The sequence below is a fragment of the Novosphingobium subterraneum genome, assembly GCF_000807925.1.
In the GTDB taxonomy this organism is placed as follows: domain Bacteria; phylum Pseudomonadota; class Alphaproteobacteria; order Sphingomonadales; family Sphingomonadaceae; genus Novosphingobium; species Novosphingobium subterraneum.
Genome location: NZ_JRVC01000003.1, coordinates 66,692 through 83,886, shown reverse-complemented (window position 1 = coordinate 83,886; position 17,195 = coordinate 66,692). Strand labels below are relative to the sequence as shown.

22 protein-coding genes are annotated in these 17,195 nt (G+C 64.3%); 9 read left to right on the top strand and 13 right to left on the bottom strand.

Annotated features, from left to right (window positions below):
* The first annotated feature begins 1 nt into the window (after position 1).
* Positions 2-745 carry a 7-carboxy-7-deazaguanine synthase QueE gene (locus NJ75_RS03955; RefSeq protein ID WP_039331927.1) on the top strand — a complete coding sequence of 248 codons (744 nt, stop codon included), beginning with the start codon at positions 2-4 and terminating at the stop codon, positions 743-745.
* 119 nt (positions 746-864) lie between these two features.
* Here NJ75_RS03955 and ssb read toward each other — a convergent pair whose 3' ends face one another.
* The 5 genes from ssb to NJ75_RS03930 form a co-directional block, all read right to left on the bottom strand.
* Positions 865-1,419, bottom strand: a complete 555-nt coding sequence (ssb, locus tag NJ75_RS03950) for a single-stranded DNA-binding protein (protein ID WP_039331663.1) — start codon at positions 1,417-1,419, stop codon at positions 865-867.
* Between the two features lie 97 nt (positions 1,420-1,516).
* Complete coding sequence (gene feoB, locus NJ75_RS03945; RefSeq protein WP_039331661.1) at positions 1,517-3,376, bottom strand: ferrous iron transporter B; 1,860 nt, start codon at positions 3,374-3,376, stop codon at positions 1,517-1,519.
* Positions 3,373-3,627, bottom strand: a complete 255-nt coding sequence (locus NJ75_RS03940) for a FeoA family protein (RefSeq protein WP_039331659.1) — start codon at positions 3,625-3,627, stop codon at positions 3,373-3,375. The genes feoB and NJ75_RS03940 overlap by 4 nt, the downstream gene beginning before the upstream one ends.
* Before the next feature lie 71 nt (positions 3,628-3,698).
* Positions 3,699-4,349, bottom strand: a complete 651-nt coding sequence (locus tag NJ75_RS03935; protein WP_039331654.1) for a COQ9 family protein — start codon at positions 4,347-4,349, stop codon at positions 3,699-3,701.
* An 11-nt stretch (positions 4,350-4,360) separates the two neighbouring features.
* Positions 4,361-4,975, bottom strand: a complete 615-nt coding sequence (locus tag NJ75_RS03930) for an ankyrin repeat domain-containing protein (protein WP_082013254.1) — start codon at positions 4,973-4,975, stop codon at positions 4,361-4,363.
* A gap of 79 nt (positions 4,976-5,054) precedes the next feature.
* Here NJ75_RS03930 and NJ75_RS03925 point away from each other — a divergent pair, with 79 nt between their 5' ends.
* The 6 genes from NJ75_RS03925 to NJ75_RS03900 are packed head-to-tail and all read left to right on the top strand — an operon-like array spanning position 5,055 to position 9,042.
* On the top strand, positions 5,055-5,666 hold the full coding sequence (locus NJ75_RS03925) for an SCO family protein (RefSeq protein ID WP_039331648.1): 612 nt from the start codon (positions 5,055-5,057) through the stop codon (positions 5,664-5,666).
* Positions 5,667-5,673: 7 nt separating this feature from the next.
* Positions 5,674-6,117 (top strand): YcgN family cysteine cluster protein, encoded by a 444-nt coding sequence (locus NJ75_RS03920; RefSeq protein WP_039331646.1) that lies wholly within the window; start codon positions 5,674-5,676, stop codon positions 6,115-6,117.
* Positions 6,110-6,895 (top strand): M48 family metallopeptidase, encoded by a 786-nt coding sequence (locus NJ75_RS03915; protein WP_156135699.1) that lies wholly within the window; start codon positions 6,110-6,112, stop codon positions 6,893-6,895. The genes NJ75_RS03920 and NJ75_RS03915 overlap by 8 nt, the downstream gene beginning before the upstream one ends.
* A gap of 51 nt (positions 6,896-6,946) precedes the next feature.
* Positions 6,947-7,438 (top strand): hypothetical protein, encoded by a 492-nt coding sequence (locus tag NJ75_RS03910; RefSeq protein WP_052241959.1) that lies wholly within the window; start codon positions 6,947-6,949, stop codon positions 7,436-7,438.
* Positions 7,435-8,406 (top strand): bifunctional diaminohydroxyphosphoribosylaminopyrimidine deaminase/5-amino-6-(5-phosphoribosylamino)uracil reductase RibD, encoded by a 972-nt coding sequence (gene ribD, locus NJ75_RS03905; protein ID WP_039331644.1) that lies wholly within the window; start codon positions 7,435-7,437, stop codon positions 8,404-8,406. The genes NJ75_RS03910 and ribD overlap by 4 nt, the downstream gene beginning before the upstream one ends.
* Positions 8,407-8,418: 12 nt before the next feature.
* Entirely contained in the window at positions 8,419-9,042 is a 624-nt protein-coding gene (locus NJ75_RS03900; RefSeq protein WP_039331642.1) for a riboflavin synthase, read from the top strand.
* A 7-nt stretch (positions 9,043-9,049) separates the two neighbouring features.
* On the opposite strand, the gene NJ75_RS03895 is transcribed toward NJ75_RS03900, so the two are convergent.
* The 3 genes from NJ75_RS03895 to ligM form a co-directional block, all read right to left on the bottom strand.
* Positions 9,050-9,718 (bottom strand): alpha/beta fold hydrolase, encoded by a 669-nt coding sequence (locus tag NJ75_RS03895; RefSeq protein WP_039331640.1) that lies wholly within the window; start codon positions 9,716-9,718, stop codon positions 9,050-9,052.
* 4 nt (positions 9,719-9,722) lie between these two features.
* Positions 9,723-10,613: a methylenetetrahydrofolate reductase gene (locus NJ75_RS03890; protein ID WP_039331638.1), complete on the bottom strand. Its 891-nt coding sequence runs from the start codon at positions 10,611-10,613 to the stop codon at positions 9,723-9,725.
* 74 nt (positions 10,614-10,687) lie between these two features.
* Complete coding sequence (gene ligM, locus NJ75_RS03885; protein ID WP_039331636.1) at positions 10,688-12,085, bottom strand: vanillate/3-O-methylgallate O-demethylase; 1,398 nt, start codon at positions 12,083-12,085, stop codon at positions 10,688-10,690.
* 138 nt (positions 12,086-12,223) lie between these two features.
* Here ligM and purU point away from each other — a divergent pair, with 138 nt between their 5' ends.
* Together purU and NJ75_RS03875 are read left to right on the top strand one after the other, a co-directional pair.
* Complete coding sequence (gene purU / locus NJ75_RS03880) at positions 12,224-13,078, top strand: formyltetrahydrofolate deformylase (protein ID WP_039331634.1); 855 nt, start codon at positions 12,224-12,226, stop codon at positions 13,076-13,078.
* Between the two features lie 76 nt (positions 13,079-13,154).
* Complete coding sequence (locus NJ75_RS03875) at positions 13,155-13,556, top strand: glyoxalase/bleomycin resistance/extradiol dioxygenase family protein (protein ID WP_039331632.1); 402 nt, start codon at positions 13,155-13,157, stop codon at positions 13,554-13,556.
* On the opposite strand, the gene NJ75_RS23210 is transcribed toward NJ75_RS03875, so the two are convergent.
* The 5 genes from NJ75_RS23210 to NJ75_RS03850 are packed head-to-tail and all read right to left on the bottom strand — an operon-like array spanning position 13,553 to position 17,160.
* Entirely contained in the window at positions 13,553-14,311 is a 759-nt protein-coding gene (locus tag NJ75_RS23210) for an alpha/beta fold hydrolase (protein WP_169804116.1), read from the bottom strand. The two genes, NJ75_RS03875 and NJ75_RS23210, sit on opposite strands and share 4 nt — an antisense overlap.
* A complete protein-coding gene (locus NJ75_RS03865; protein WP_052241956.1) occupies positions 14,290-15,066 on the bottom strand; it encodes a glutathione S-transferase family protein in 777 nt (258 codons plus the stop codon). Before NJ75_RS03865 ends, NJ75_RS23210 begins: the two co-directional genes overlap by 22 nt.
* Before the next feature lie 4 nt (positions 15,067-15,070).
* Entirely contained in the window at positions 15,071-15,820 is a 750-nt protein-coding gene (locus NJ75_RS03860; RefSeq protein WP_039331631.1) for an SDR family NAD(P)-dependent oxidoreductase, read from the bottom strand.
* Positions 15,817-16,278, bottom strand: coding sequence for a protein tyrosine phosphatase family protein (locus NJ75_RS03855; protein ID WP_039331630.1), 462 nt, complete (start codon positions 16,276-16,278; stop codon positions 15,817-15,819). The genes NJ75_RS03860 and NJ75_RS03855 overlap by 4 nt, the downstream gene beginning before the upstream one ends.
* Positions 16,279-16,287: 9 nt before the next feature.
* On the bottom strand, positions 16,288-17,160 hold the full coding sequence (locus tag NJ75_RS03850) for an amidohydrolase family protein (RefSeq protein ID WP_082013251.1): 873 nt from the start codon (positions 17,158-17,160) through the stop codon (positions 16,288-16,290).
* Positions 17,161-17,195: the final 35 nt, after the last annotated feature.

Genomic DNA, 17,195 nt, shown 5'->3' with positions numbered 1-17,195 from the left:
CTTGCTTACCCTCGCCACGGTCAACCCCGGCGAGCCGGAGGTGTTCTCCTCGTTGCAGGGGGAAGGCCTCGGGCTGGGGCGGCCATCGGTGTTCGTGCGGCTATCGCGCTGCAACCTCGCCTGCCGCTGGTGTGACACCGCCTACACCTGGCGGTTCACGGGCGACAACCGCCCCCATCGCGACGAAGTGGCGTTCGAGCGCTGGGAAAATCAGCTGAAGATGAGCGAGGCCGACGCGGCCGCGCTGATCCTGTCCCACCCCGAGGACCGACTGGTTATTACCGGGGGCGAGCCGCTACTACAGGGTGCCGCGCTGGCGCGACTGGTGGCGCTGCTCAAGGCGGAGCGCCCTGCCCTGCATGTCGAGATCGAGACCAATGGCACAGTGGCAGTGCATCCGGAACTCGATCCGCTGATCGACCAGTTCAACGTCAGCCTCAAGCTGGCGCATTCGGGCAATCCGGCTGAACTTGCCCTTGTGCCGGAGCGACTGGATGCGTGGGCGCGCGATGTGCGGGCCTGGTTCAAGTTCGTGGTGGCGAGCGCGTCCGACCTTGCCGAAATAGCTGCGCTGCAGGACCGCCATGGCATTGCCAGCGATCACCTGTTCGTGATGCCTGAAGGTACCGCGAGTTCAGTGTTGCGCGAACGCTCGCGGTGGCTGGCGGAGGAAGCGCTGGAGCGCGGCTGGCGGTTTACAGACCGGCTGCACATACACCTTTACGGGGATACGCGCGGGACCTGAGCCCTGCCCTGAAAACGAATGAGCCCCCGCGCAGGCAGGGGCCTTAATCGGCTTACGCTTCTGTTCCGTAGCAACACCAAGGTCCCCGCCTTCGCGGGGACACAAGAAGTGGCGCTTCCTCAGAACGGAATATCGTCGTCCAGATCGTCGCCGAAGCCGCCGCCGCCGCCCTGGTTCCAGCCACCGCCCGAAGCGACGCCGCCACCACGCGAGGAACCGCCGCCAAAGCCGCCCGAACCGCCCGACGAGCCGCCCTCATTCCAGCTGCCACCGGACGAGCGGCCACCGCCGCCACCGCCCATGCCACCGCCACCAGCGCCGCCCGAGCCATCGAGCATGGTCAGCACGCCGCCCATGCCGCCCACCGAGATTTCGGTGGTATAGCGATCATTGCCGGACTGGTCCTGCCACTTGCGGGTGCGCAGCTGCCCTTCAATGTAGACCTTTGAACCCTTGCGCAGGAAGCGCTCGACCACGCCGACGAGACCATCCGAGTTGATGACCACGGAGTGCCACTCGGTGCGCTCCTTCTTCTCGCCGGTGGCGCGGTCCTTCCAGCTTTCGGACGTCGCGATGCGCAGGTTGGCGATGCGGCCTCCGTTCTGGAAGCTCTTGATTTCGGGGTCGGCCCCGAGGTTCCCGACAAGGATCACCTTGTTGACGCTGCCTGCCATCGAATCACGTTCCTTCTGATCTGGGCAATTGCCTAGCGCATGGGGGCTCGGCCAAGCCAGTCACCATGCCACCGTTTCCACAGACCAGCGCGGCAGTTCAGCCCAAACCGGCCGCAATCGCCGTCCAGTAGGTCACGCCCGCCGCCGCATAGGCCAGCGCAAACAGGTAGGCGAGCATGAAGGCGGGCCATTTCCAGCCATTCGTCTCGCGCCGGGCGACGGCGATGGTCGAGAGGCACTGCGGCGCAAACACGAACCAAGCCAGGAAGGCGAGCGCCATCGGCAGGGTCCAGCGTGATTTCAGCTGATCGCCCAGCGCCATGGCGGCCTGATCCTCGTCGTCGCTGGCGCTGACGGCATACGTCGTGGCGAGCGAACTGACCGCAACTTCACGTGCAGCCATGGCCGGAATGATCGCAAGGCTCATGTCGCGGTTGAAGCCGATCGGCTCGAGCACGACCGAAAGGCCATTGGCAAGCGTTCCGGCGACCGAGGCGTTGACCTGATCCTGGCCCGGCTCGGCGCGGGGGAAGTTGAGCAGGATCCACAGAGCAATTGTGACAGTGAAGATCATCGTGCCCGCACGGCGCAGGAAGATCCACGCGCGCTGCCACAGGCCGAGCGCGAGGTCCTTGACCGTGGGCAGCTGATACTTGGGCAGTTCCATGATGAAGCCCGAAGCGGCGCCCTTGGTCACCGAGCGACGCAGCACCAGCGCCACCACCATCGCGCCGATGATTCCGGCCACATAGAGGCAGAACAGGACAAGGCCCTGCAGACCAATGCCGGGACCGACCTTGGTATTCGGGATAAACGCGGCGATGATCACCGCATAGACGGGCAAGCGCGCCGAGCAGGTCATCATCGGGGCGATCAGGATCGTGGTCAGCCGGTCCTTGGGATCGGTGATGCTGCGCGTCGCCATGATGCCGGGAATGGCGCAGGCAAAGCTCGACAGCAGCGGGATGAAGCTGCGGCCGGAAAGACCGACGCCCGCCATCATGCGGTCCATCAGGAAGGCGGCGCGGGCCATGTAGCCGGTCGCCTCCATCGTCAGGATGAAGAAGAACAGGATGATGATCTGCGGCAGGAACACCAGCACCGAGCCGACCCCCGCGATCACGCCATCGGTCAGCAGATCGCGCAGCAGGCTTGTCGGCAGGGTCGCCTTGGCCAGATCGCCCAGCGCCGAAACGCCGCCGTCGATCGCATCGGCAAAGGGCGTTGCCCAGCTGAACACCGCCTGGAAGACGATGAACAGGAGCGCGAACAGGATCGGCGGCCCTGCCCACGGATGGAGCAGCAGCTTGTCCATGCGCGCGTGAATGCGATGCCTGGACGTTTCCGAAAGGATCGCCGCTGTCGCCATCTGGTGGGCGAGCATGCGCCGCTCTGGCAAGGTGACATGCGGCCGCGCGGCATCGAGCGCGCGCTCGGGCTTGTCACGCGCATCGCCGATGGCGGCAGCCAGCTCGGTGAGACCGCGCCGGCGCACGGCCACGGTCGGGATCACCGGCACGCCCAGCGCCGCTTCCAGCGCTGCGGGATCGAGCGTCAGGCCATCGCGCTCGGCCAGATCGACCATGTTGAGCGCGACCACCGTCGGCCGGCCAAGCTCGAGCACTTCCTGCGCAAAGACGAGGTGCTGTTCGAGGTTGGAACTGTCGAGCACCAGTACGATGACGTCGGGCCTGACCTGCCCGGCTTGTTCACCCATAATGACCTTGCGGGTCACTTCCTCGTCAGGGCTGGTGGCTTCCAATCCGTAGGAACCGGGCAGGTCGACCAGTTCGACCGGCTCACCCGAGGGCAGGATCAGGCGACCCGCCTTGCGTTCGACCGTGACGCCGGGATAGTTGGCGATCTTCTGGCGCGCGCCGGTCAAGGCATTGAACAGCGCGCTTTTCCCGGCATTGGGATTGCCGACGAGCGCGGCGACAGTGGGCATCTTGCTCATGCGACAGCTTCTGCGATCGGTTCGACCGTCATCGCCAGCGCATGAACCCGGCGAATGGCGACAGTCATGCGGCCAATCTCCACGGCCAGTGGATCGCGGCCCGCGAAGACACCACGATAGGCGAGCGTCACCCTTGCGCCTTCGTCAAGGCCGAGCGCGCGCAAGCGCTGAGCCTCTTCAGCGACAAGCGCAGACCAATCGACCGATGCGATTCGGGCGGGCGTACCAACAGGGAGCTGATCGAGCGTCACCGGATCCCGCTGCCATAGCGGGACAGCATTTGCAAGTCATTCGCAATAGAATTGCGCTGGATCAAAAATGGTCAGGCGGCAGGGTAGCGCAGGCGGCCAAGCATCCGCGTCAGCGAGAAGGTCTCCTCGCGCGGCTTGAGCAGCTTGGCCTTGGTCTTCTCGAACTGCATCACGTTCTCGATCCGGCGATCGAGGAAGGTGCGCGTGTCCTCGTGGCCATCGCTGGTATCCTGCGCGAAATAGGCAAGAGTCGCGGCGTAGATCGAGCCAAGGGTGATGCGCTTGGTATAGTGGTTGTAATCGGTGGCGGTGTCTCCCGCGAGCCGCCACATCGCGTCGGCGCTCGACCAGCCCAGCCGGGTCGCCTTTGCCACGTTCTGCGGCATGGCCATGATGGCCAGTGCGCGGCGCAAGGCCTCTTCCTTCCCGACCAGTGCATCGAGCCGGAACTGGACAAGGCGGCGGATGCGTTCGCGGATCGGCAGATTGCCGAGCTGGGTGGAGGGAAGCGCAGCGGCCATGTCGGTATCGATGCGCGCGATCCAGGCGGAGATCATCTGCATGGGCCCGTCCTGGAACGCAAAGGCGGCCAAAGCAGGATCGACGCCTTCCATTGCAGCGGCAGCAGCAACGGCAGCCGGTTTCCAGCCATCGAACGCAGCAGCTTCGGCGATGGCGGGCGCCAGGCGCAGGCGCAGGGCATCCAGGGTTTCGTCGGTCATGTCAGTACCCGTCAGAACGAGGGGCCGTAGGTCTTCTTGGGCGCGGCAGACTTGGCTTCCTTCGAAGCCTTTTCCAGTTCGCCCAGCACCGGGCTACCCTTGTCGAGCGCAGCATAATCGCGCGCAGAACGGCCCGAATTGTCCGGGCGATCAGGGTTGGCGCCGGCCTTGATCAGCATTCGCACCAGCGCCAGGTCCTTGCGGTGGACGGCGCTGATGAGCGGGGTCTCGCCCGTGTTGTTCGCCTCATCGACGCGCGCGCCCGACTTGATCAATTCATCGACGCCCTCGAGGAAGCCCATTTCTGACGCGGCTACCAGCGGGGTCACCCCGCGATTGTCGCGCGCGTTCACGTTGGCGCCCTTGCCGATCAGGAATTGCACCCAGACAAGATCACGCCGGGCCACGACGATGTGAAGCGCGGTCTGTCCGGTGGTATAGTCCTTGGTGTTGATGATCTGCGTGCCGGGCTCGTTCAGAGCCTCGGTCACCTTGTCGCCTTCCTTCTTGCGGACGGCTTCGAGGAACTTGTAGCTGTCGGAAAACTGGGCCTGTGCCGGAATTGCCGTGGCGGCGGCCAGCAGCATGGCCAGCGCGGTAAGCGGCCTGCGCATCTTCGACAGCATTCGAACCTCCTGTTGCGTGCCCCATCAGCCATTTACGGCCTTGCGGACTCGCCTCTTGCAAGGACACGGTTAGCAGAGCATGAACCGGCGCGCCATGGCCCTCGCTTTCAGATCGACACTCGCCGCGCTTGCCGCAACCTGCACTTTCGCGCTTGGCGGATGCAACATGACCCCTGCCGAACAACCGCCTCTCGAAGGCGCCGCGATTGGCGGCGACTTCACGTTGACGGGCAAGGACGGGCAGGCCGTGAAGTGGAGCGACTTTGCGGGCAAGTATCGCATCGTCTATTTCGGTTACACCTTCTGTCCGGATGTCTGCCCGCTCGACATGCAGAACATCGCACAGGGCCTTCGCCTGTTCGCCAAGGAACACCCCGACGCCAAGCCGATCGTGCCGATCTTCATCACCATCGATCCCGAGCGCGATACCGCGCATGTCGTGGGCAAGTATGCCGCGAACTTTGGCAAGAACGTGGTCGGGCTCACGGGCACGCCGGCACAGATCGCCGACGTCGCAAGGAAGTGGGCGGTGTTCTATCAAAGGCGCGACGAGGGCAAGCCCGACGCCTACCTGATGGACCACAGCCGCGCAGCCTATCTGATGGGCCCGGACGGTTCTGCCATCGCGTTGTTGCCCGCCGAACAGGACGGAAAGGCCGTGGCCGCCGAACTCGCCAAGTGGGTGAGTTGACGCCGGAATGAGCGACGACCGCTTCTGGGAACGGCCAGTGGCAACACTCAGCCGCGAGCAGTGGGAAGCGCTGTGCGACGGCTGCGGCAAGTGCTGCCTGCACAAGCTGGAGGACGAAGACACCGGCGAGGTGGTCCATACCAATGTTGCCTGCAAGCTGCTGGACCTCAGGACCGCGCGGTGCAGCGACTACAAGCATCGCCGCGCCTATGTCCCCGATTGCCTGCGCCTGACGCCGAAGCTGGCGCGAGAATTGCCGTGGTTGCCCGATACCTGTGCCTATCGCTTGCGGGCCGAGAACCAGCCGCTGCCTGAGTGGCATTATCTGATTTCTGGTGATCGCGAGGCCGTGCATCGCGCTGGACAGTCGGTCGTTGGCCAGGCGGTGAGCGAAACGCTGGCCGGGCCGATCGAGGACCATATCGTGCCATCGGACCATTTCGATGGCTAGGGGCGTGCTCGACTGGTTGCGGCGGGCCGACACCAAGGCCAAGCAGACCCCCTCTCGCGGAACTTTGGCCCCGCGTGCCGTGGCGCGCCGGACGCTGATGGTCGAAGGACGCGAACTGCCGCTGGTGATCCGCAAGCTCGGCCATGCCCGGCGGATGACGCTACGGCTCGCGCCCGACGGCAGCGAGGCGCGTGTTTCGATCCCGGCATGGGGTCGCGTCGGCGATGCCGAGGCTTTTGCTCGCGACCGGGCCGACTGGCTGGCGGGGCAACTGGCGCGGATGCCAGAGCCACGCGCTATCGCGCCCGATGCCACGGTGCCCTGGCGGGGCGAGACCTTGCAGATCGAATGGTCGGAGCGGGCCCGACGCAAGCCGGTGATCGCGGATGGACGCCTGATCGTCGGGGGGCCGGTCGAGGGGCTTGCTGCGCGGCTGCAGCGTTGGCTCGAGGCCGAGGCGCTCGCTTTCTGCGCTGATGACCTCGCCCATTACTGCGCCCGCGCCGGAGAAGCCGTCCCACGCCTGTCGCTATCGCGCGCGCAGCGGCGCTGGGGAAGCTGCGCGGCAGACGGGTCGATCCGGATGAACTGGCGGCTGATCATGGCGCCGGATTTCGTGCGGCGTTCGGTCGTGGCCCACGAAGTGGCGCACATGAAGCACTTCGATCATAGCCCCGCCTTCCACGCTCATCTCGAACAGCTTTTTGAAGGGGATATCGAGGCGGCTAACCGCTGGCTCAAGCGGCACGGCCGGTCGCTGTATGTGCCGTTTGGCTGAATGCCTGCCGATGGGTAGCGAAAGCGTGCGCCAGCGCCTATCTAGGCGGGCATGAGAGCCTTCTTCCGCAACGTATCCCCGCGCCGGGCCATCGTCGATTTCTGGCAGGTCTTTACTGCGCCCAGCGATTATCGCCGTGTCGGACTGGTGATGGCAGCAGCGGTGACGGGGACGTTGTTCACCGCGATGGCGATGGAAGGCGGCACGGCGCTGCCCCGTCCGCCCGAGATCATCTATTTCCCGAGCTTTCTCGAGAACCGCAGCGACGCCGAGATCCTCGCCGAAAACAAGGCAGCGACCGCCAAGGCCAAGGCAGAGGAAGCCGAGGAGGAGGCGCGGCAGGAGCGCATCCGCCAGATGTACAAGGCGGTGGGCGACGCCACCGGAGTTGAAACCAAGCGTGCCTACGAGGAAGGCAAGGCCGAACGCGAGGCCTACCGCAAGAAGGTCGAGGCCGCGCGCAGGGAAGTGCTGGACAAGCATCTGGTCGACAATCCTGTCTATGATGCCGAAATGAAGAACGCACAGACCGAGAAACCATGAGCAGGGCTGAGGACCTGCGCTGGCTCGATGCCGCCGCGGCGCTCGCGGCGCGTGGGCGTCCATTGAGCAGGCCCAATCCGGCAGTCGGAGCGGTGATCGTCAAGCACGGCCTGATGGTAGGCCGTGGCTGGACGCAGGCAGGTGGCCGGCCTCATGCCGAAGCCGAGGCGCTGGCCATGGCCGGTGAGGCCGCGAACGGTGCGACGCTTTATGTCACCCTGGAACCTTGCGCCCATGCCAGTGCGCGCGGCCCTTCGTGCACATCGCTGGTGCTGGGCAGCGGCCTTGCGCGCGTGGTGATCGGCGTTGAAGATCTAGACCCGCGCACGGCAGGCAGCGGGATCGCCGCGCTACGTGAAGCAGGTATTGCAACAGACGTTCTGCCCGCCCCGGCGGCACGGGAGTCTCTGGCCGGATACCTGACACGGTCGGCGCAAGGACGACCACATGTCACTCTGAAGCTCGCAACTTCGCTGGACGGCAAAATAGCCCTCGTCGACGGATCGAGCCAATGGATCACCGGCCCCGAAGCACGCGCGCATTGCCATGTCGAGAGGGCACGGGCCGACGCGATCCTTGTCGGCGGCAGCACCTTGCGCGCCGACACGCCGAGGCTCGACGTGCGCCTGCCGGGGCTCGAGCACCGCAGACCGCAGCGCATGGTCCTGACGCGCGGCACGGCGCCTGAAGGCTGGACTGCGGTTGCCGACATTGCGTCAGCGGGCGCGTTCGGCGATGCGCAGTTTCTCTTCGTGGAAGGTGGCGCGCAGGCGGCAGCCGCATTCATCGCCGCCGACATGGTAGACCGACTGCTGATCTATCGCGCCCCGATCATCATTGGCGCAGGTTTGCCCTGCATCGGCGACATCGGCCTCGGCTCGCTCGCGGACGCGCACGGGCGCTGGCGCAATGTGGACCGGCGGACGCTTGGCAGCGATGCGCTCGACGTCTACGAGCGGGTCCGCTGAAGGAGATTTCTTATGTTCACCGGGATCGTCACGGAAATCGGCAACATCCTCGCCGTCGAAGACAAGGGAGACCGCCATATCACGATCTCGTGCGCGATGGACCCAGTGAAGATCGCCATCGGCGCCTCGATCGCCTGCTCGGGCGTTTGCCTGACCGTGGTGGACAAGGGAGGCGTGGCTGGCGAAGGCTGGTTCGCGGTGGACGTTTCGGGCGAAACGGTGAGCCGCACTGCAGCGGAGCAGTGGACTGTGGGCGCGCCGCTCAACCTCGAACCGGCGCTGAAGCTGGGCGATGAACTTGGCGGGCACATCGTGACCGGGCATGTCGACGCCGTGGGCGAGGTCGTCAGCATCCGCCCCGATGGCGCCTCGCTCAAGTTCTGGATTTCGGCGCCGCAGGAACTGGCGCCATACATCGCGGCGAAGGGGTCCATCACGGTCAATGGCGTGTCCTTGACCGTCAACGAAGTGGCCGACCAGCCCGACGGATCTTGCCAGTTCGCGCTGAACATCATCCCCCACACCGCGCAAGTCACGACGATGGGCGCGCTGAAGCCGGGATCGAAGGTAAACCTCGAGATCGACGTATTGGCGCGCTATCTCAAGCGGATGCAGAGCCTGGCGCAGCAGGGCTGAGCCCGATTCAGGCGCAGCCGAGCACGATCTGGAGCAGTTGGTCGGGCTGGTCACCCATGACGTTGTGGCTGGCTTCGGCCTCGTGGTACTCCCAGGCCGGATCATCCTGCACCGCCTCGGCAAACTTGCGGAAGGGTGACGGGCTCCAGCCATTGGCGAAAATGTAGACGTGGCGGGGAATCTTCGCTTCCTCGCCGGTGAAGCGCACGGCTTCGACCAGCGTAAGCAGAGGATGATCGGACAGGACCGGGCTTTCAAGGCCGGGTAGCGGGGAAACGGCGCCGGGCTTGTGCTTCTGGCTGCCGATGTAGTGATCGTGCTCCCACGGCCCGGTCAGGTCCCACAGCGATTGCCCGTCCTGCGGCAGGAAGGCATCGACATAGACGAGGGCGTCGATGCGCGCGCCGAGGCGCGTGGCGACGCCGGTGATGACCATACCGCCCCAGGAATGGCCGACCAGCACGAAGCGGTCGAGACCGGCCTTGGCGATCTGGTCGCACACGTCGTCGATGTGCGTGGTCAGCGTGATGCCGGGGTGGAACTCGGCCTTGCGGCGACCGAGACCGGTAAGATCAGCGGCGAGGACACGGTGTCCGGCAGCTTCGAGATCGGCCTTGAGGCGGTCCCACGCGAAGCTGCCGCCCCAAGCGCCGTGCACCAGCACAAAGTCGGTCACCGGTTCAGGCCCCCTGGCCGATGCCGTGCTTCTTGTTGTAACCGTGAATCCATTCGAGGGTCTTGGTCAGGCCACCGAATGGGTAGAAGTGCAGGCGCACCTTGCCGTGCTCGGACCCGAGGCCACGGGCGAAGGCGTCGACCAGCTTGTCCGGCCCGGCCGTGCCGAGCAGGTTCGTGACCGAGATCCCGTACTTCTTGAGCACCGAGGTCGACGCGCCGACGCCGCAGCGCGCGGCAAACGCCAGCAGGCGCTTGATCCCGGCAGGCCCAGGCACGCCGATGCGCACCGGAGCGTCGATGCCACGTGCGCGCAGTTCCTTCAGCCAGGCGAGGAAGGCATCGGGATCGAAGCCGAACTGGGTGACGATCAGCGGGGCCATGCCGCGCGCGGTGATTTCCGCCACCTTCTTCTCGAGGACCGCCCAGCATTCGGCCTCGGTCATGTTGGGGTGCCCTTCCGGGTGGCCGCCAATACCGATGGCCTTGATGCCCGAACGCTCGAAGGCGCCGGTCGCGATCAGGGCGGACGTGTCGAAATATGGGCCGACGGGCTCGGGCGGATCGCCGGCGACGATGAAGCAGCGCGTCACACCGGCCTTTTCCACCACGGCGCGCAGGTAGCCTTCGAAGTCGTCCTCGGACGTGATCCGGCGGGCGGAAAAATGGGGCATCGGCTCGAAGCCGAGTTCGCGGACCGCAATCGTCGCGGCAACGCGGGCGCCGACGTCTTCCCCGGGCAGGAAGGTAACGGCGATGGGGGTTTCTGTCGGGATGAGCGGGGCGGCATCGCGCAGCGAGGCTTCGTCCTTCGCGGTCATCTCGAGGCTGAAACCATCGGTGATCCCGTCGGGCGTCTTGTCCCAGTTGGGATGGATGATCGATGCCTTTGCCATGTTCGGGATCCTCTCTTGTTCAGGCCGAATGCCCGGCCGCCATTGTGGCGGTCCGGGCAATACGGTTGGTTGGCTCAGCGAGCAGTACGCCAGCCTTCGGCATAGTTTTCGCGAGCGACGCGGCTGTAGGGGACCGGCGAGACGATCGCACGGACCTCGATCTGCTTGTGCGGCTCGACGGTGGTCTTGCGGGTACCGCCGTTCTCTTCACCCCACACCACGCGCAGTTCGGTGCCGACCGGGATTTCCGGATCGATCGTGGCGAGGCTGAGCGCCTGCTTCTCGTTGTACGAGTAGCCGGTGAACATCGAGAAGCCGACGGTCTTGCCACCAGCATCGACGACGCGGTCGTAGTTCGACGAGGCGTAGTTCGCGAGCGGGGTATCGAAGAACTTGTACTGTTCGCCATCGGGGTTGAACAGCGAGGCCATGATCTTGGCCATGTCCTCGGGGTTCCAGGCGAGCGTCACCTTCTTGCGCTGCTCGGCCGGGTTCAGGGCTTCCAGCGCCTCACGGCCATGGAAATCATGGTCGAACTTGACGAAGTTGCCGTAACCCAGCTCCCACGGGTTGAGGTAGTAGTCCTCGATGTTGTCGGAGACGAACGAACCGCCGATCGAGCCGGTCGCTTCGTAGCTGTCAGCTGCCAGCCACTCGCGGAAGCCCTTGAGCTTTTCGCCGGTGTAGATGGCGGGGAGCGGCGACGGGATCCAGCCCGATTCAAGGGTGTTCGAAGGATAGGCGCGGCTGCCGCACGCGATCAGGCCGAATTCCTTGCCGGCTTCGAGGATCGCGGCGCGGATCTCTTCCTGCTCGGCATAGGGACCCCAGATTTCGAGGCCCGGCGCGCCCGACATGCCGTGGCGCAGCGTGCGCACGGTCTTGCCGGCGATGTTCATCGTGCTCATGTTGAAGAACTTGAGCTGTTCGAGCGGGCCGCCGTGCAGCTTCTCGATCACGGCCCAGGCGTTCGGCCCCTGGATCTGGAAACGCCATTCCTTGCGGCTGACGGGCTTGCCCATCGGACGCATCGGCGAACGGTCGTCCAGCTCGATCTCGCAATCATAGCCGCCGGTGGCAGCGTGGTAGCGCAGCCAGTTCGAAGCCGGGGCGCGGCCCACGTAGGTGAACGATTCTTCTTCTTCCCAGAAGATGATGCCGTCACCGATGACATGGCCGTAAGGCGTGGTGGGCACGTACTGCTTGGCCTTGTTGACCGACCAGCCCTTGGGGCTGTTGATCATGGTGTCGGACAGCAGCTTCAGCGCGTCCTTGCCGCGAATGTACAGGTTCACCATGTGGTGCGACTGGTCGAACAGCACGGCGCTGTGCTGCCATGCCCACTGCTCCGAACGCCAGTTCGAGAATTCCGGAGCGACGACCGGATAGACGTAGGCACCGAGCTGCGAGTTGCGCAGCATTTCGACGATATTGCCGCCTTGCTGGATTACCTCTTCGAGGTTCTTTGCCATGTGAAACTCTCCCGACTTGAAAATGGCAGGGTTGAAAAACTTGTATGCAACACATACAATCTCCCTCGAGATTCGCAATGGGAAATGTTGCGCCCAATGAGCGCCACCCCTAACGCGACTAGGACGGGAGAGATTTTGATGAGCGCATCGCTGATTTTGACGCTGTCATGCGAGGACAAGCCGGGCATCGTCGCCCGCGTCACGGGCAACCTCTATGAAGCGGGCGGAAACATCCGGGAGGCGCAGCAATTTGATGATTCGCTGAGCGGCAAGTTCTTCATGCGAGTCGTGTTCGATCCAGGCGAGACCGGGATCGAAGCGTTCCGCACGGCCTTTGCGCCGGTTGCCGAAGACTACGGCATGGAATGGAACATGCGCGACACGGCCGTGAAGCGGAAGGTCGTCCTGATGGTCAGCAAGTTCGACCACTGCCTTGGCGACCTGCTCTATCGCACGCGCATCGGTGAATTGCCGATGGAAGTCGTCGCGATCCTTGGCAACCATCCCAAGGAAGCGCTGAACATCTCGCTGATCGGCAATGTGCCATACCATCACCTGCCGATCACCAAAGAGACCAAGCCGCAGCAGGAGGCCGAGGTCAAGCGCATCGTCACCGAGACCGGCGCAGAACTGGTGGTGCTGGCGCGCTACATGCAAATCCTGTCGGACGATCTTGCCTCGTTCCTTTCGGGCCGCTGCATCAATATCCATCACTCGTTCCTGCCGAGCTTCAAGGGCGCCAAGCCCTATCACCAGGCGCACGCCCGCGGCGTGAAGATGATCGGTGCGACCGGTCACTACGTTACCGCAGATCTCGACGAAGGTCCGATCATCCACCAGGACGTCGAGACCGTGACTCACGCCGACAGCCCCGAAGACCTCGTGCGCAAGGGCCGCGATGTGGAACGCCGCGTGCTGGCGGAAGCAGTGCGCCTGCACCTCGAGGATCGGGCTCTCCTCAACGGCAACAAGACTGTCGTGTTCAAGAGCTGAGCGGTTTCAAAGGTTGAGATTGGACGGCGGCGGGGGCACCATGCTCCGGCCGCCGTTTTGCTGCGGGAGAGAATCAATGCACGTCAACGCGCTCGATCACGTCAACATCATTACCGACCGACTCGACGAGACGGCCGAGTTCTACAAGGCGCTGCTAGGGTTGGAACGGCGCGATGGTCCGCCCCCCCTCACCCCGCAAAACGCGCAGTGGATGTACGATGCAGGCGGCAAGGCCATCGTGCACATCAATGCCGTCGATTGCCCGCGCGCCTATGATCGCGAAGTGCAGCCCGGTTCGCTCACCGGCGCGATCCATCACGTTGCGCTTAATTGCTCAGGCTACGACGATGTGCTGGCGCGCGTGGCCGCCCTGGGGCTCGACTGCCAGACCAACGTGGTCGAAGCCATCGGGCTGCGGCAGATCTTTACCGCAGACCCGAACAACGTGCTGCTGGAGCTGAACTTCTTCGCCGATTAGGCCGGTAACGCTGCTTCCAGCGCTTCAGCCAGTTCCTGCGGTTTCGACAGGTAGGGACTGTGATCAGCCTCAAGCGTGACCACGTTTGCGCCAGGCGACATCGCGATCATGCGGCGCTGGCTTTCGATCGGGATGGTGCGGTCGAGCGTGCATTCGATATAGGTGCGCGGCAGACTGCCCCAGCGCTCGGGGGTGACAGCAATCTTCTCGGAACGAGGAGCGTGTGGTTCGGCCATGAGCCTTCCCATCGCCGCATCGACAAGGTCAGGCGGGGAGACTTGTGCAAAGACCGGTGCAGCATTCGCAGCATCGATAACCGTGGCGACGCCATCGTGGACCTTGGAGATAATCGCATCGAAGGCAGGGTTGGGGCCTTCGAGTTCCTTGAATTCGGCGCGGCTCATGCCAGCGGGAAGCATCATCGCACAGATATAGACGATGGCATCCATTGCAGCTGGATCACGCTCTGCCGCGGTCGACACGACAAGGCCACCGCGCGAGTGTCCGGCAAGCACTACCGGGCCGACGCCCTGCGCCTTCAGGTCCCGGCAATGCTGCGCAGCAAATTCGCCCCAGCCATCGAGCGTGACCGCCGCCATTTCCTCGGCCGTGCCGCCCATGCCAGGCAGCGTCGGCGCCACGACCGTATGCCCACGCGCGCGCAGGATCTCGGCAACTGGATCGAAGCACCAGCCGCCGTGCCAGGAACCGTGAATAAGGACAAAACCGGCCATCAGCGAACGTGCCCCGACCATGTCCGCAGGCCCGGCGCGGTGCGGTCCTCGCTCTTCAGGGCTTCGGCGACTGCGGGACGTGCGGTGACGCGGTCGCGCCATTCGCACAGGCGTGGGAAGCGGCTCGCCACTTCCATCTCGGGGAACATACGCTCGACCATCATGCCGCAGTGCGAATAAAAGTTGATGTCTGCAAGGGTGTACGTGCTCCCTGCCAACCACTTTGTCTGCCCAAGCTGTGCCTCGACTTTGGCAAGGGCATATTCGATCTTGGCAGTGGCGTTGGCGAGGTCCGCCTCGGAGAAACCTGAGCGAGCCGTAGCCCACTTCTTACGCTGATCGGGCAGCGGTATGTTTTCGAGCAGCTTCTCGAAATCGCCGTTCTCGATGTTGCGCGCGATGACCCCGACCATGCGGTGCCAGCCGTGCATCGAGACGAAGTTCATCACGTGCTCGTCGACGAACTTGTTCCAATAGCGCATCCGCGCCGCGCCAACCGGATCGTGCGGACGCAATGGAGCGTCGGCGGGCTGCGCGTGAGGGAAGGCATCCTCGAGGTATTCGTTGATTACGGTGGTGTGGGTGATGATCGTGCCGTCATGATCGAGAACGGGCACCTGTCCCTCGGGATTGATCGCGGTGAACCACGGCTGGTGCTGTTCGAACTTGTGCAGATCAACGTAGATGCTCTCGTAGGCGAGCCCCTTCTCCTTGAGCGGGACCATCGACTTGAGCGAGTTCGCCAGCGGTTCGGCGTGGTAGTATTTCAGGGCCATCGGATCAGACTCGCATGGTGCCGAGCATGCCGCCGTCTACCGCCCAGCTTTGGGCGGTGACGTGGCTGGCGGCATCGGACAGAAGGAATGCGGCGACCTTGGCCAGTTCCTCGGGCTGGCCGGTGCGGCCCTGCGGCACTGCCTTGGCCATCTGCGAGGCGGCTTCGGGGGGCAGGCCATCGAGCATCGGCGTCTCGATCAGCCCGGGCACGATGCAATTGCAGCGCACGCCGAACTCGGCCACTTCGTTGGCGACCGCGCGCGATAGGCCGAGCACGGCGTGCTTGCTGGCGACGTAGCCCGCATTCATCGGCAACCCGCGTTCGCTGGCGAGGCTACCGGTGACGAGGATCGCGCCTTGCCGGCGTTCCTTCATCGCGGGCAGCACGTGCTGGATCGCCCAGAGCACACCCTTGAGGTTCACCGCCATGACGGCGTCGAACATCTCGTCGGTATATTGCTCGACGGGAGCAAACATGCCGCCGATGCCGGCGTTCAGAAACATGCCATCGATCGGGCCATTGGCAGCGATGGCATGATCGAGCGCGCCATGAAGCGCGGCCTTGTCTGCAACGTCGGCCGCAGCGAAGGCGGTGCTGCCGCCAAGGTCGCGCGCAGCCTGTTCGAGCAGATCGGCGCGGCGGGCGATCAGTGTAACGCGTGCGCCCGCCTGCGTGCAGATGGTCGCAGTCGCGCGCCCGATGCCGGTAGAGGCGCCAGTGATAACGATGTGCTTGCCCGAAAGATTGGTCACTCAGGGGTCCTTGCGATGAATTCCGCCCAGACGCGGGCTTCCTTGCTGTCATGGCCTTCGGGAGACCACTGCCGTTCCATCAGCGCGCGCGCGACGGGCTCCGCAAGGCCGCGACGGTCGCGGTTGTAGCGGTAGAAGAACGCCGAGACGCGCCAGTTCATGATGCAATGGACGTGGACCGGCCTGGGTCCTTCCTCCACCGCCTTCACGAAAGCGGCGAAGTGGTCCTCGCCCGGTGCGTCGAACGGAACGGGGATGTGGGTATAGGCAATGCCTTGCGCGGCAAGCTTGTCCCCTTCCCCGGCCAGCGCTTCGGGATGAGTCTCCAGCGCGAGATTGACGACATGCGCTACGCCCAGGTCGGCGAGGCGCATGACGTCCTTGTCCTCGATCCGGCCCGACGTGGTAATTTCCGCATCAAGCCTCTGCCAGCCGCGGATGTCGTCAGGATCGGCCATCAGGCACGCTCAGGCCAGCCCCAGCAGGCGCGCGGCGTTGCCCTTCATGATGCCGGGCATGACCTCTTCCTTGAAGCCGACCTTCAGCGCCGCATCGATCCACTTCTGAGGGTGGATCAGCGGGAAGTCCGAACCGAACAGCATCTTCTTCCTGAGCTGCGTATTGGCGTACTGGATGATCTGCGGCGCAAAATACTTAGGGCTCCAGCCCGACAGGTCGATGAACACGTTGTCCTTGTGCAAAGCCATGGACAGGCTTTCATCCACCCATGGCCACGACGGGTGGGCGAGGATGATCTTCATGTCGGGAAAATCGACCGCGACATCATCGACCAGCATCGGCTGGCCGTACTTGAGACGCATGCCGCCACCGCCGCGCATCCCCGTGCCCATGCCGGAATGGCCGGTGTGGAAAATCGCGGGCAGGCCATACTCGGCAATGACTTCGTATATCGGATAGCCAACGCGGTCGGCCGGGTGGCAGTTCTGGGCAATGCCGTGGAACTTGAAGCCCTTCACGCCAAAGTTCTCGATCAGATCGCGGGCTTCGCGCGCGCCGTACTTGCCCTTGTGCGGATCTATCGAGGCGAAGGCGATGCAGATGTCGTCGTTCTTGGCCGCCATTTCGGCAACTTCGTAGTTCGACACGCGCTTGGCACCCATGCCGCATTCGGCATCGACCGTGAACATGCAGAAGGCGATCTGCTGCTCGCGATAGATCTCGACGATCTCGGGCATCTTCGGCCGCTCGCGCGGGGCCTTGAAGTAAGCCGAAGCGGCGTCGAAGAACTGGCCCATGACCGGATCTTCCGGATCGTGGCACGAGACCTCGGCATGGACGTGGACGTCGATCGCCTTGATCTTCGAAATGTCGATGGGCACCGCTCTTTTCCTTCAGTTTTGCAAGCATCAAGGCA